The organism is Pseudomonas hydrolytica (assembly GCF_021495345.1).
GTDB classification, from domain to species: Bacteria; Pseudomonadota; Gammaproteobacteria; order Pseudomonadales; family Pseudomonadaceae; genus Aquipseudomonas; species Aquipseudomonas hydrolytica.
On the sequence record NZ_CP099397.1, the window covers coordinates 340,907 to 354,879 of the forward strand.

Annotated in this window: 14 protein-coding genes; 8 read left to right on the plus strand and 6 right to left on the minus strand. The window is 66.7% G+C overall.

Annotation, left to right across the window (positions count from 1 at the left end; genetic code table 11):
• Window positions 1-3: 3 nt before the first annotated feature.
• The 5 genes from L1F06_RS01660 to argH all read right to left on the minus strand — a co-directional run bounded on the left by L1F06_RS01660 (window position 4) and on the right by argH (window position 5,528).
• Window positions 4-2,862, minus strand: coding sequence for a class I adenylate cyclase (locus L1F06_RS01660; RefSeq protein ID WP_011920564.1), 2,859 nt, complete (start codon window positions 2,860-2,862; stop codon window positions 4-6).
• 120 nt (window positions 2,863-2,982) lie between these two features.
• Window positions 2,983-3,237, minus strand: coding sequence for a TIGR02647 family protein (locus L1F06_RS01665; protein WP_003242392.1), 255 nt, complete (start codon window positions 3,235-3,237; stop codon window positions 2,983-2,985).
• A gap of 74 nt (window positions 3,238-3,311) precedes the next feature.
• The gene (locus L1F06_RS01670) at window positions 3,312-3,599 is read right to left on the minus strand and encodes a hypothetical protein (RefSeq protein WP_003242393.1); all 288 of its coding nucleotides are present in this window, start codon (window positions 3,597-3,599) and stop codon (window positions 3,312-3,314) included.
• A gap of 22 nt (window positions 3,600-3,621) precedes the next feature.
• On the minus strand, window positions 3,622-4,080 hold the full coding sequence (locus L1F06_RS01675) for a sn-glycerol-3-phosphate transporter (RefSeq protein WP_129482015.1): 459 nt from the start codon (window positions 4,078-4,080) through the stop codon (window positions 3,622-3,624).
• A 53-nt stretch (window positions 4,081-4,133) separates the two neighbouring features.
• Entirely contained in the window at window positions 4,134-5,528 is a 1,395-nt protein-coding gene (argH, locus tag L1F06_RS01680; RefSeq protein WP_129482014.1) for an argininosuccinate lyase, read from the minus strand.
• A 232-nt stretch (window positions 5,529-5,760) separates the two neighbouring features.
• Here argH and L1F06_RS01685 point away from each other — a divergent pair, with 232 nt between their 5' ends.
• From L1F06_RS01685 to rsd, 8 genes are all read left to right on the plus strand, one after another.
• A complete protein-coding gene (locus tag L1F06_RS01685) occupies window positions 5,761-6,843 on the plus strand; it encodes a sensor histidine kinase (RefSeq protein WP_011920567.1) in 1,083 nt (360 codons plus the stop codon).
• Window positions 6,840-7,586: a LytR/AlgR family response regulator transcription factor gene (locus L1F06_RS01690; RefSeq protein ID WP_003242397.1), complete on the plus strand. Its 747-nt coding sequence runs from the start codon at window positions 6,840-6,842 to the stop codon at window positions 7,584-7,586. Before L1F06_RS01685 ends, L1F06_RS01690 begins: the two co-directional genes overlap by 4 nt.
• A gap of 81 nt (window positions 7,587-7,667) precedes the next feature.
• Entirely contained in the window at window positions 7,668-8,609 is a 942-nt protein-coding gene (hemC, locus tag L1F06_RS01695; protein WP_085986032.1) for a hydroxymethylbilane synthase, read from the plus strand.
• Window positions 8,606-9,379: a uroporphyrinogen-III synthase gene (locus tag L1F06_RS01700; protein WP_129482013.1), complete on the plus strand. Its 774-nt coding sequence runs from the start codon at window positions 8,606-8,608 to the stop codon at window positions 9,377-9,379. The genes hemC and L1F06_RS01700 overlap by 4 nt, the downstream gene beginning before the upstream one ends.
• Before the next feature lie 12 nt (window positions 9,380-9,391).
• A complete protein-coding gene (locus L1F06_RS01705) occupies window positions 9,392-10,522 on the plus strand; it encodes a uroporphyrinogen-III C-methyltransferase (protein WP_129482012.1) in 1,131 nt (376 codons plus the stop codon).
• A complete protein-coding gene (locus L1F06_RS01710) occupies window positions 10,519-11,766 on the plus strand; it encodes a heme biosynthesis HemY N-terminal domain-containing protein (RefSeq protein ID WP_129482011.1) in 1,248 nt (415 codons plus the stop codon). The genes L1F06_RS01705 and L1F06_RS01710 overlap by 4 nt, the downstream gene beginning before the upstream one ends.
• A gap of 152 nt (window positions 11,767-11,918) precedes the next feature.
• Entirely contained in the window at window positions 11,919-12,410 is a 492-nt protein-coding gene (locus L1F06_RS01715) for a disulfide bond formation protein B (RefSeq protein WP_129482010.1), read from the plus strand.
• Window positions 12,411-12,719: 309 nt separating this feature from the next.
• On the plus strand, window positions 12,720-13,193 hold the full coding sequence (gene rsd, locus L1F06_RS01720; protein ID WP_129482009.1) for a sigma D regulator: 474 nt from the start codon (window positions 12,720-12,722) through the stop codon (window positions 13,191-13,193).
• A 57-nt stretch (window positions 13,194-13,250) separates the two neighbouring features.
• Here the strand turns inward: rsd and L1F06_RS01725 are convergent, their stop codons facing one another.
• Window positions 13,251-13,898: an FKBP-type peptidyl-prolyl cis-trans isomerase gene (locus tag L1F06_RS01725; protein ID WP_129482008.1), complete on the minus strand. Its 648-nt coding sequence runs from the start codon at window positions 13,896-13,898 to the stop codon at window positions 13,251-13,253.
• Between the last annotated feature and the right edge of the window lie 75 nt (window positions 13,899-13,973).

Genomic DNA, 13,973 nt, shown 5'->3' on the forward strand with positions numbered 1-13,973 from the left:
CGGCTAGGCCTGCTGCAGCGCCGCATTGAGGGCATCTTCCAGTTCGCTCTTGTAGCGCAGGTAGTGCACGGTCTGCGCCTGTTGCCCGGCGAGCACGGCAGAGAGATCGAGGTCGGTGATGTAGCAGGGGTAGCGTTCGCCGCCGGCGCGCTGGGCCAGGATGTGCTGGGCCACGGCGCGATACAGCTCGCGCCCGTACTCCAGCTCGGAGAACTCGCGGTGGTTGCAGTACAGGGTGACATGGCGCTGGCGTCCGTCGCCCGGCTCGATGATGGCCTGCACGTCGTAGAACGGATGGCTGACCTGCGCCTGCGGTGCCGGCCTGCGCTCCAGGCGCTGGGCGCGCAGCGGCGCGGCTGGCAGCAACTGGTAGTAGAGAATTTCCAGCGGCGCCTGGTTGTCGCTGCTGTCGAGCGGCAGCATGGCGTTGCGTCGGTACTGCAGCGATTGCAGGAAGCGTTGCAGCGGCGTCAGCAGGCTCTGTTCGTCGCGAAACGGCAGGCGGCGGCGCCACAGGGCATTGTTCTCGTCGAGCAGGGTCAGCTCGGCTTCGCCGCTGGTCTCGTGCTGGCGGTAGAACAGCTGGATGCACTGCGGCCGCCCCATGGGCAGGATCAGCGCCAGATCGTCGCCCTCCAGCGCATGGCGATCCAGGTGCAGCGGGCTGTAGAGCTCCTGCTCGGCCCCCAGGTGTTCGAGCAGGGCCGGCAGGTCGCCTAGGGCGGCATGGCTGACCTGGCCCGGCGTCAGCTGCAGCACGTGGTAATGCTGGCGCACCTGCACCAGGTAGCGCGCCTGGCGGCCTTCGGCATAGGTGGCGAGCAGGTCGCGCAGCAGTTCCTCGACCCGCTCGGCGATGGCGGGCGCACGGTTGCGGCAGTAGCAGCGCACCTGAACGCCCGGCTGCGGGCCACCTGGCGGCAGACTGTTGAGCAGATCGCACAGGCAGTCGAGCAGGGCATCGCTGCCGTCGTAGCGGCTGACCTGCAATTCGTTCCAGCTGTTGAGCACCACCTGATCCAGGGTCAGCACCAGGTTCTCGCGCACGCCCGAATAGCCCAGGGCATCGGTGCGTCCGGTGGTCATGTGCACATTCATCTGGCTGTGCTGCGGCAGCGGGTCGACGCCGACGTTGACCAGCAACAATACCTGGCTGGGAACGCTGGCGCGCAAAAGAGCCGCCTCCTCGACGCCGGGTTGCGGCAGGGGAAAGCTGTGCTGCAGGCTGGTAATCAGGTTGGACAGCTCGAAGTCGGTCAGATCGCTGCTGCCCGGGTGCAGCGACAGCCGGGTGGCGGCGTCGATGACCCCGTTGCGGTGGCACCAGGCGAGCAGCTCGACCAGTTCGCGCGTGCGTTTGAGCGGTGCGAAATCGGGCCACTCCTGGGCGCCCAGGCTGCCGGTGAACAGCGCCCACTGATAATCGTTGGGCGCTTCCGGGCTGGGGTGCTGGACGAGCGTCAGGATGTCCTCGGCCAGATCGGGGGCGATGCCCGGGTTGATGAATTCGACCTTACCGGCCTTGCGCTCGAAGGCGGCATACAGGCGTCGACCCAGCACATTGAGATCGCGGTTGTTCAGCGAACTGCCAGCCTGGGCGCTACGGGCGAACTGGGAGAGAAAGCGATAGCTGTAGGTCAGCTCGTTGACCAGCACGCGACGCTCGGCGGCGACCTGGCGCACCTTCCACTGGCTGCGACTGTCGAGCAGGTTGAGCTGGCGCGTGTTCCAGCCCCACTCGGCGGTCAGGCGCTCGAGCAGCAGGCGCTGCCAGCTCTTGGCGCGGCCGCGAGTCGGCGGCCGGCTGATCTTCTTGTTCACCTTCAAATACAGGCAGCGACGTACCAGCTCCAGGCGCTCGAGGTCGCCGCGGGCGCTCAGATATTCTTCGAGGCGTCGGTAGACCACGACGTACGGGTCCAGCTCGTCGAGGTCGAGACGGCCTTCGAACACCGCCTGCTTGAAGCGCAGCGACAGGCACTCGACCCTGGGGTGCTCGCTGGCGTACACCTCGGTGAGCAGCAGCTTGAGCACCGACTTGTAGGGCGACTCGATGCCCTTGTACAGCTGCCACATGCCGGCGCCGATGAACTCATCGGGGGGGATGTGCGCCAGGTGGCCCAGGTCGAGCACGTCCTCGGCGCGCACGAAGCGCTTGCTCAGCAGGGTGCGGCAGTAATCGTGGTAGCGCGGTTCTTCGTATACCGGCACCAGCCACCACAGCGGCGTGCGGCCGCCGAGCCAGATGGCCGTGCGGTAGAACTCGTCGAGCAGCAGGTAGTGCTGGGTCGTGCCGCAGTCGTCCGAGGTCAGTTGCGCCTCGCGCGCGCCCTGGGTGAAGCGCTGCGGATCGACGAGAAAGACGTGCACCTCGGCGCCCTGGGTGGCGGCCCAGCTTTCCAGCAGGTCGCTCTTCTTGCGCAGCTCCTGCAGCTGCTGCGCGGTGAGGGTGGGGCTGTGGCACAGCCACAGGTCCATGTCGCTCTGCTCGGCCTGGGCCACGGTGCCCAGGCTGCCCATCAGGAACAGACCATGCAGCGGGGCGCTGCCCTGACCGCGGCGTGGCTTGTAGACGAAGGAGCGTGTCAGGCGCTGGACCTCGGCGAGCACCTCGTCATCCGGCTCGAAACCGCTCAGGCCGGCGGGTGTGGCGGCGGAGACGTAACCCGGCAGCAGCGGATGGTTGACGTGCAGCAGCAACGGCAACAGCTTGAGCACCAGCTGCTGGCGGCTGGAGAGGCCCAGCATGGTGCGCTGCAGGCGACCCTGGTTGATCTTGAGAAAACGCGCGCGCAGCTGCGTCAGCACCTTGCGGTCGATGCCGTCGTCGATGTCCGGGCGGATTTCCAGGGTGCGCGTCATGTTCGAACTCTGCTGGGGATGATGCAAGCCTATCAGCGGCGTGCTCGCCAGTGCAGTGCCTGTGACGCTATATCGCCCGCCGAACCTGTCCCTTTAAGGGCGGCCGACGGGCGTTGCGGATTAAGCAGGGGTGGTCTGGCGGGTCGAGAGGATGGTCAGCAGGGCTTGCGCATGTTCAGCGGCATCGATGCCCAGGCTGGTCAGGTAGCCGCCGTCGGCCTGGCTGACCAGGCCCTTCTCGTACAGGCGGGTGATGGCGCCCTGGGCCTTGAACGAGGCGTTGTTGTGCACCTTCAACCCTTCCTGATGGTTATCCAGATTGTACAGGGCGAGGATTTCCAGCTCGTCGATCAGTTCGGCAGTGAATGACTTCATGGCGACTCCGGCTTGTTGTTATGGCCTTCGCTCAGTGTAGAGGATGTGCCGGGGCTTGCCCGGCGAGCGGGCGCCTATTGATCGTCGCTCTGCTCCTCTGGCGGCAGTTCTGGCAGCGCGCGCAGGGCCTGCTCGTACCAGGCGCCATCGAAGGGACGGTCCTCGCGCAGCATGGCGTCGACCTCGTGAGCCAGCACCAGCGCCATCAGCTCGAGAATCTCCTCGCGCTCATAGCCGACCAGCGTCAGCTTGTTGTACACCGCCTTGGCGGCGGCAGGTTCGCCACTTTCCAGCTGATTCTCGATGGCCTGGATCAGCGTGGCTTCGGCGAAGTCTTCGTCGTTGTCGTCGTGTTCGCTCATGGCGGTTTTCCGTGTTGATGCGCTACAGGCGCAGGCCGACATTGACCATCAGCGCGGCATTGCCCAGCAGTACCAGTTCGGCGGCCAGGCCGTGGCCGTGCACGCCGAGCGAGGGAATGATGGCCGGCGCCACGCCGAGGCGATTGAGGGGAATCTTGTCGCGGTATTCGCCGCGGTATCCGTGCAGCAGCCCGCCGGTCAGCTTGGCGTAGAAGGGATGGCGTTCGCTGTCGAAGCGACGCCCCAGGTAGGCGTACTGCGAATTCTGGTCGAAGGAATTGCGGAAGACGGCGCCGCCCCACAGGTTGCCAGAGGCGTAGCCGCGCTCCAGGCCGATCAGGCGCTGATGGTTGTTGTGGTCCGGCTCGGGGTGGTAGTGGCGGGTGTAGACGCTGGTCTGCACCTGCCAGTAGTCGCCTTCGCTGGCGAGGGCCATCGGAACCGAGAGGGCCAGCAGCCCCAAAAACAACGCATGACGCATGTAGCCTCCTGGTCGATTGGCGGGGCGGCCGAATGCCGCCCCTGCCTGCGACCTCAGCGCGCGGCGAGAAGTTCGCGGCCGCGTGCCACCGCGGCGCGTACCTGGTTCGGTGCGGTGCCGCCGATATGGTCGCGGGCGCCGACCGAGCCTTCCAGGGTCAGTACGGCGAACACGTCGTCATCGATCTGGTCGCTGAACTGGCGCAGCTCGTCCAGGCTCATCTCGGCCAGGTCCTTGCCGCTCTGTACGCCGTACTTGACCGCATGGCCGACGATCTCGTGGCAGTCGCGGAACGGCAGGCCCTTGCGCACCAGGTAGTCGGCCAGGTCGGTGGCGGTGGAGAAGCCGCGCAGCGCCGCCTCGCGCATGATCTCGCGCTTGGGCTTGATCGCCGGGACCATGTCGGCAAAGGCGCGCAGGCTGTCGCGCAGGGTGTCGGCGGCGTCGAACAGCGGTTCCTTGTCTTCCTGGTTGTCCTTATTGTAGGCCAGCGGCTGGCCCTTCATCAGGGTCAGCAGGCCGGTCAGGGCGCCGAACACGCGGCCGGTTTTGCCGCGCACCAGCTCGGGCACGTCCGGGTTCTTCTTCTGCGGCATGATCGAGCTGCCGGTGCAGAAGCGATCGGGCAGGTCGATGAACTGGAACTGCGCGCTGGTCCACAGCACCAGCTCTTCGGAGAAGCGCGACAGGTGCATCATCGCCAGCGAGGCGGCGGCGCAGAATTCGATGGCGAAGTCGCGATCCGACACGCCGTCCAGGGAGTTGCCGCCCACGGCGTCGAAGCCCAGCAGTTCGGCGGTGATCTCGCGCTGGATCGGGTAGGTGGTGCCGGCCAGCGCGGCGCTGCCCAGGGGCATGCGGTTGGTGCGCTTGCGGCAGTCCACCAGGCGCTCGTAATCACGCGAGAGCATCTCGAACCAGGCCAGCAGGTGATGGCCGAAGGTCACCGGCTGGGCAGTCTGCAGATGGGTGAAGCCGGGCATGATGGTGTCCGCTTCGGCCTCGGCCAGACCCAGCAGGCCCTGCTGCAGGCGGGTGATCTCGGCGAGGATGACGTCGATCTCGTCGCGCAGCCACAGGCGGATGTCGGTGGCCACCTGGTCGTTGCGCGAGCGGCCGGTATGCAGCTTCTTGCCGGTGACGCCGATGCGGTCGGTCAGGCGTGCCTCGATGTTCATGTGCACGTCTTCCAGGTCCACGCGCCAGTCGAACTGGCCGGCTTCGATCTCGCCCTGGATCTGCTTGAGGCCGCCTTCGATGGCGTCGCGCTCGGCATCGGTGAGCACGCCGACCTTGGCCAGCATGCTGGCGTGGGCGATGGAGCCCATGATGTCGTGGCGATACAGGCGCTTGTCGAATTCGACCGAGGCGGTGAAGCGGGCGACGAAGGCGTCGACGGGCTCGCTGAAGCGGCCGCCCCAGGATTGGTTGGTTTTTTCGCTGCTCATGGTTCGGGCTCTGGATCGGGCAGACCGCATCGGCGGCCGGCATGGCGGACAAAGTGCGTCGATAATAACAGGGTCGGCGCTCCTTTCGCCGCGCCGCGTTTGCCGCCGGGCAGGCATCGGGGTTGTCGGCTGCTTCACAGTTTTGTCGCGACGGCGGCATTTCGGTGCTTTATTTTGCCCGGCCGGAGCCGTCTGGCTTGCCGGCTTGCCGGGCGACACGGAAACTTCGCCGATGCACACTCAATCGCTTGCCAAGAACAAACACAACGACCCTGCCGACGAGTTCTTCGTCCCGGAACTGTGCCAGCCCGAAGCGCTGCTGAGCATGGTGCTGCTGGCCGAACTGCTGGTGCTGGTGCTGGTGCTCGCCCAACCGATGACGCCGGGCTTCGACTGGGTGCGTCTGGCCCTGACCTCGTTGTTCGTGCAGTGGATCGTGCTGCTGTCGGCGGCCGTGCTGTGCCGCCTGCGCCCGCTGCTGGCGCGCCTGCGCCCGGCAATCGCCGGAGGGCTTTGCTGCGCCCTGGTGGTGCTGCTGACCCTGGGCTGCACGGCCGTGGCGGACTACTACGACCTGGGCGGACCGTTGCCGCGCAGTGGCGAGGTCAATCTCTACCTGCGTCACGCGCTGATCGGCCTGATCATGTCCGCACTGCTGCTACGCTATTTTTATCTGCAGAGCCAATGGCGCAGGCAGGAACAGGCCGAATTGCGCGCGCGCATCGAATCGCTGCAGGCGCGCATCCGCCCGCATTTCCTGTTCAACAGCCTCAACAGCATCGCCAGCCTGGTCACGCTCGATCCGCACAAGGCCGAGCAGGCGGTGCTGGATCTGTCCGATCTGTTTCGCGCCAGTCTGGCCAAGCCCGGCACGCTGGTGCCTTGGAAGGAGGAACTGGAGCTGGCGAAACGATATCTATCGATTGAGCACTATCGGCTCGGCGAGCGTCTACAGTTGCAATGGGAGGTCGAAGGTGTGCCGGAGGATCTGCCGATCCCCCAATTGACCCTCCAGCCGCTGTTGGAGAATGCGCTGATCTACGGCATCCAGCCACGCATCGAAGGTGGCCTGGTGCGAGTCGAAGCGGATTACCAAAATGGTGTGTTCAGCTTGTGTGTCAGCAATCCGTATGAAGAGCGGGGCGAGCAGCATCCGTCACGGGGAACGCAACAAGCGCTGAGCAATATAGATGCGCGTCTGGCGGCACTTTTCGGGCCGCGCGCGAGTCTCAGCGTGGAGCGCCGTGACGGCCGTCATTACAGCTGTCTACGCTATCCTTGTGCGAGACTCACGCAGGAAGCCAGAGCAATATGAATGTCCTGATCGTCGATGACGAACCCCTAGCCCGCGAGCGCCTGAGCCGCATGGTCGGTGAGCTCGAGGGTTACCGGGTCCTGGAGCCCGCCGCCAGCAATGGCGAGGAAGCTCTGACCCTGATCGATAGCCTCAAGCCGGATGTGGTCCTGCTGGATATCCGCATGCCCGGTCTGGATGGTCTGCAGGTTGCTGCCAGACTGTGCGAGCGAGAAGCGCCGCCGGCGGTGATCTTCTGCACGGCTCACGATGAATTCGCCCTGGAGGCTTTCCAGGTCAGCGCGGTCGGCTATCTGGTCAAGCCGGTGCGGGCAGAGAATCTCAGCGAGGCGCTGAAGAAGGCCGAGCGGCCCAACCGCGTGCAGCTGGCGGCATTGACCCGCCCGGCCGCGGAAAGTGGCGGCGGCCCGCGGACCCACATCAGCGCCCGCACGCGCAAGGGTATCGAGCTGGTCCCGCTGGATCACGTGGTCTACTTCATCGCCGATCACAAGTACGTGACGCTGCGCCACGAGGGCGGCGAGGTGCTGCTCGACGAGCCGCTCAAGGCGCTGGAGGACGAATTCGGCGACCGCTTCGTACGCATCCACCGCAATGCGCTGGTTGCCCGTGAGCGCATCGAGCGCCTGCAGCGTACGCCGCTGGGGCATTTCCAGCTGTTCCTGAAAGGCCTGGACGGCGACTCGCTGGTGGTCAGCCGGCGCCATGTGGCCGGCGTGCGCAAGCTGATGCAGTCGCTGTAGCTGCGGCCTATGGCCGCCTCCCGCCACTGGCGCCTGGCGAGCCTGTTATGATTCGCGGCAATCGTTTTCTGGAATTGCCCCATCATGCCCCGCGAAATCCGCATCGCCACCCGTAAGAGCGCCCTGGCCCTGTGGCAGGCCGAATATGTCAAAGCCCGCCTCGAACAGGCCCACCCCGGTCTGCTGGTGAGTCTGGTGCCCATGGTCAGCCGCGGCGACAAGCTGCTCGATGCGCCGCTGGCGAAGATCGGCGGCAAGGGCCTGTTCGTCAAGGAACTGGAAACCGCGCTGCTGGAGAACGAGGCCGACATCGCCGTGCATTCGATGAAGGACGTGCCGATGGACTTCCCCGAAGGCCTGGGCCTGTACTGCATCTGCGAGCGCGAGGACCCGCGCGACGCCTTCGTTTCCAACACCTATGACAGCCTCGACGCCTTGCCGGCCGGCAGCGTGGTGGGCACCTCCAGCCTGCGTCGCCAGGCCCAGCTGCTGGCCCGCCGGCCCGATCTGAAAATCCACTTCCTGCGCGGCAACGTCAACACCCGTCTGGCCAAGCTCGATGCCGGCGAGTACGACGCCATCATCCTTGCCGCCGCCGGCCTGATCCGCCTCGGCTTCCAGGACCGTATCCGCAGCTCGATCAGCGCCGAGGACAGCCTGCCGGCTGGTGGCCAGGGTGCCGTCGGCATCGAGTGCCGAAGCGCCGACGCCGAGATCCATGCGCTGCTGGCGCCGCTGCATCACCGCGAAACCGCGCTGCGCGTGACCGCCGAGCGTGCATTGAACAAGCGCCTCAATGGCGGCTGCCAGGTGCCCATCGCCTGCTACGCGCTGCTGGAGAACGACCAACTGTGGCTGCGCGGCCTGGTCGGCCAGCCTGACGGCGGCCTGTTGCTGCGCGCAGAAGACCGCGCCGCCAGCAGCGACGCCGAAGCCCTGGGTGTGCGGGTGGCCGAGGCGCTGCTGGCGCAGGGCGCCGAGGCCATCCTCAAGGCCGTTTATGGCGAGGCCGGCCACCCGTGAGCGCCTGGCGCCTGCTGCTGACCCGTCCTGCAGAGGACTGTGCGGCGCTGGCGCAAACGCTGGCCGAACACGGCATCACCGGCAGCTGCATGCCCTTGCTGGGTATCGAGCCGCTGCCCGAGACGGCCGAGCAGCGCATCGCCTTCGCCGAACTGCAACGCTACTGCGCGGTTATCGTGGTCAGCAAACCTGCTGCGCGCCTCGGCCTGGCGCTGCTGGATCGTCACCGCGCCGAGCCAGTGACCGGTCAGCCCTGGTTCGCCGTCGGGGCCGCCACGGCAGCGCTGCTCACCGAGCATGGCCTGTCTGTCCACTACCCCGAGCGCGGCGACGACAGCGAAGCCCTGCTTGCGCTGCCGGCCCTGCAGGGCGCGCTGGCCGCCGAGCCCGCGCCGCAGGTGCTGATCCTGCGTGGCGAGGGTGGCCGAGAATTCCTCGGCCAATGCTTGCGCGGCCAAGGTGCGAGTGTCGACTATCTGCCACTGTATCGCCGCGTGCTGCCGCCATACCCGACGGGCGAACTGAGCCGGCGCGTGCAGGCGGAACGCCTGAACGGCCTGGTGGTCAGCAGTGGACAGGGTTTCGAGCATCTGCTGCAGCTGGCTGGCGATGACTGGCCGGCGTTGGCTCGGCTACCCTTGTTCGTACCCAGCCCGCGTGTCGCCGAACAGGCACGCGCTGCGGGTGCGCAGATCGTTGTGGACTGTCGCGGCGCCAGTGCCGCGGCCTTGCTGGCAGCCCTGGAGCAGTTTCCGGCTGCCGCCCTCTAAAAGGACGGATACGTGAGCGAAGCAGCCACCCCGCAAACGCCAGAAGAAAAACCGGCCAGCGAGGCCGTGAACACCACCCCGACCCCGCCCGTGAAGCCAGCGCGCAATGGCGCCGCGACCGGGCTTGCCGCGTTCGCTCTGCTGATCGGCCTGGCCGGCGCTGGCGCCGGCGGCTGGAGCCTCTGGCAATTGCAACAGATGCAGAGCAGGGATCAGCAGCAGGCCGAGGCCCTGCAGCGCACGCGCGACGACAGCGCGAAACAGCTTCAGGGACTGGCCCGGCAGCTCGATGCGCGGCTCGCCGAGCTGCCCAGTGCCGCCGAACTGAACGAACGGCGCCGCCTGCTGGCCAACCTGCAGTCCGATCAGCAGCGCCTCAGCCAGCGCCTGGAGTCGGTGCTCGACGGCAGCCGCCAGGACTGGCGCCTGGACGAGGCCGAGCACCTGCTGCGCCTGGCCAGCCTGCGTCTGTCCGCCCTGCAGGACGTCGCCAGCGCCGAGGCCCTGGTGCTGACGGCCGATGACATCCTGCGCGAGCAGGACGACCCCGCCGCATTCGCCGCCCGTGAGCAGCTCAGCCGCAGCCTGGAAGCGCTGCGCACCACGCAGCGCCCGGACCGCGTCGGTCTGTTCCTGCAACTGGGCGCGCTGCGCGAGCAGGCTGCCACGCTCAATCCGCTGGCGCCGACCTTCGAAGGCCAGGGCGACGTGCTCTCCGACCTGGCTGCCGAGGGCGATGGCAGCGCCTGGTGGGGCGAATGGGTGAAGAAACTGTCGGAGTACTTCCGCATCGAGTTCGACGCTGACCGCAACGTGCGGCCGCTGCTGTCCGGGCAGAGCCTGTCGCAGGTGCGGCTGAGCCTGTCGCTGGCGCTGGAGCAGGCGCAGTGGGCCGCCCTGCACGGCCAGACCGGCGTGTACCGGCAGGCGCTGAAGCAGGCCGAGGAGATCCTCGATGCCCACTTCAACCTGGACAACCCGGACAGCCGTGCCCTGCGCCAGCGCTTCGCCGAACTGGCGGACGCCACCGTCGAGGTCAAGGTGCCGGATCTGAGCGATTCGCTCGACGCGCTGCAGGCCTACCTGCACCGCAAGCAGGCGCAGCGCCGGCAGGGGGCCGCCGCGGCCGAGGAGGCGCAATGAGACGCCTGCTCTGGCTTCTGGTACTGCTGGCCGTCGCAGCCGGCCTCTACCTGCTCCATCTGGCCATGGAGGCGGATCGCGGCTACGTGCTGTTCGCCTACCAGGGGTTTCGTTACCAGTCCGGCCTGTGGGCGTTCCTCGGTTTGGTCCTGGCCGTGGTGGTGCTCTACTACCTGATCAAGTGGACATTGCGCCTGCTGCTCAGCTCGACTCGCCTGGCCAACCCCTGGTCGCGGCTGCATCGCAATCGTCGCGTGCGTCTGGCCTCCGAACAGGGCCTGCTGGATCTCGCCGAGGGCCGCTGGGCACGTGCCCAGCGCCAGCTGACCCGCGCCGCCGAGGCCGACAGCCAGCCGCTGATGTATTACCTGGGCGCCGCGCGCGCGGCGAACAAGCTGGGTCAGCACGAACAGAGCGATGAGTTGCTCGAGCGAGCCCTGCACAAGCAGCCGCAGGCCGAGCTGGCCATCGCCCTCACCCATGCCGAACTGCAGCGCAGCCGTGGCGACAGCGAGGCCGCGCTGGAAACCCTGCAGGTGATGCGCCAGCGCCACCCGGGGCATCACCTGGTGCTGCGTCAGCTGCAGCGCCTGTACCTGCAGCGCCAGGACTGGTCGGCTCTGCTGGGGCTGCTGCCCGAGCTGCGCAAGGAGAAGGCGCTGCCGGCGGCCGAACTCGACGAGCTGGAGCGCGAAACCTGGCGCGGCCGTCTCGCCGATGCCGGCCTTGCCGGTCAGGGCCAGGGCGAAACGGCGCTGCAGCCGCTGACCCAGGCCTGGCAGCAGCTCTCCGCGCCCCTGCGTCAGGAGCCCGAGCTGGTCGCCACCTATGTCGAGCAACTGCGTCGTCTGGGAGCCCAGGAAGAAGCCGAGGAGGTGCTGCGCAGCACCCTCAAGCGCAGCTACGACAGCCGCCTCGCGCGGTTCTACGGTGTGCTGCGCGGCGCCGACCCGGCGCGTCAGCTGCAGACCGCCGAGCTCTGGCTCAAGCAGCATCCGCAGGACCCGGCCTTGCTCCTGACCCTGGGGCGGCTCTGCCTGCAGAACCAGCTGTGGGGCAAGGCGCGCGACTATTTCGAAACCAGCCTCAAGCTCGAACGCCATCCCGAGACCTGTGCCGAGCTGGCGCGTCTGCTGGCCCAGCTGGGTGAGCTGGAGCGCAGCAATCAGCTGTTGCTGGAAAGCCTCGGCCTGCTGCATCAGGGCCTGCCACCCTTGCCGCAACCGCAGGGCGCGAGCGCCTGAAGGGTTGCGGCCGATTGCCGCAGCGGGCGGCGCCAGCAGACGGAGGGCGGCTGCGGCCGGATGAACAGCCATTGACCCAGCCTGGGGCGCCTTGAAAGGCGCCCTCGCTTTCCTCTACCGTTACGACCCTCGATTTCCCTCCCGGAGCCGTCATGCATCTGGCCAGTCCGCGTCCCCTGTTCTTCCTGGCATTTATCGGCTGCGTGCTGCTGATGGCGGCTGCCCTGTACCTTGAGCACGTCGTCGGCCTCGAGCCTTGCCCGATGTGCGTGCTGCAGCGCATCTGTGTGATCGCCTTCGGCGTCATCTGCCTGCTGGCCGCCATTCATGGCCCCGCTCGCCTTGGCCGGCGCATCTATGCGCTGCTGGCGCTGCTGTTCGCCGGCGCCGGTGCCGCCACTGCCGGTCGGCAGATCTGGTTGCAGAGCGTGCCGGCCGACCAGCTCGAGGCCTGCCTGCCTAGCCTGGAATTCATGATGCAGGCCCTGCCGATGCAGGACATCGTGCGTCTGGTGTTCCAGGGCAGCGCCGACTGTGCCGAAGTGAAGTGGACGCTGTTCGGCATGAGCATCCCGGAATGGAGCCTGCTCGGCTTCATCGGCATGATCGGTTTCTGCCTGTTTCAGCTGCTGCGCCGCGACTGATCAGGCGCAACGCCTGGAGCCGCGGGCCTCGCGGTCTGTCGATTAAACGCTCGTATGAAATTTCTCGCGGCGGTGCCTTGATGGCCGTTGCCCAGGGGCATAATCTGGCTCGCACGCACCGCCGGAAAAACGCCGTTTTGCGGTTGCCTTCCCAAAACCGAGCACCGGTTGACAGAAAATCGTCGAGATAGATTTTTATCGTCGCGCAGCGACGGCCCAGAGGGTGGCCGCCAAGGGGCTGCAGGCCATAAAAACGTCTCGGGAGCGGACGTACGACAGGCATTAGCAAGAAGGGAAGTGAGGTCCATCATGCTTGAGAGTTGCCAGAACGCACAGGAACGTTGGGGTGGGGTCCATCAGTTGATCGACCGCTGGCTGGGGGAGCGTCGCGAGCTTGTGCTGGCCTATACGGCGCTCAGCAAAGCACCGCAGGCGCCTGCCATCAACGGCGAAGCCCTGCAGGGCTTCTGCGAAATCCTCGTGGATTACGTATCGGCCGGTCACTTCGAGGTCTACGAGCAGCTCACCAGCGAGGCCAAGGCATTCAACGACAAGCGCGGCCTGGAATTGGCCAAGCAGATCTACCCGCGCATCGAAGCCATCACCGAGGTGGCGCTGGCCTTCAATGACCGTTGCGACAACGGCGACTGCCGTGACAGCGTGTCGTTGGTGGCGGAGCTGAACCGTCTGGGTCAGCTGCTGCACGAGCGTTTCGAACTGGAAGACTGCCTGATCGAGGTGTTGCACAACGCCCATCAGGAGCAGGCCGCCGAAGCCCTCTGACGGCCTGACGCACACGAGCCCGGATGACTCCGGGCCTTGTCTGTCTTGGATCGACGTTCAGTCGGTCACGTCCAGCAGGCGTAGATCGAACACCAGGGGCGCATGGGGCGGTATCAGATCTCCCGCGCCTTCTTCTCCGTAAGCCTGATTCGATGGAATCACCAGGCGCCAGTGGGCGCCTTTCGGCATCTGCAGCAGCGCACTGCGCCAGCCCGCGATCAGACTGTCCAGACGAAACCACTGTGGCGTACTGCTCTCGTCGAAGACACTGCCGTCGGCCAGCTCGCCGCGATAACTCACCTGCACTCGGCTGCGGGCGGTGGGCCTGGGGCCACTGCCAGGGCTGAGCTCGGTCACCAGCACGCCATTGCCCAGCTCCCGCACGTTGGGGCGACGACTTTCCCCGGCGAGAAAGCGCTGCTCGGATTCGATGGCCTTGTCATGACGTTGAGGCGAGGCGTCGATACGGGCTTCGTGTTCATCGAGCAGCTGCTCGATGCGCGCGGCATCGAGCCGCAGAGGCTTGCCCTCGTAAGCCTGGCGCAAGCCTTCGAGCAGTTCGCCCAGCGGCAGGTCGGGTACCTCTTCATGCAGGCGCTCGCCAAGGCGTACGCCGAGGCTGTAGGCCAGATCCTGCTGGTGCTGGTCGGCCTGCGCGCTCAGGCTGCAGCAGATAGCAAGGGCGGCTAGTACGGCGCGGCTCATGACGATGTCTCCCGGTGAATATGCCGGCGATTATGCCAGGCGGGCAGTGCCCGCGCTCTGCTTGCCAAAAGGCCT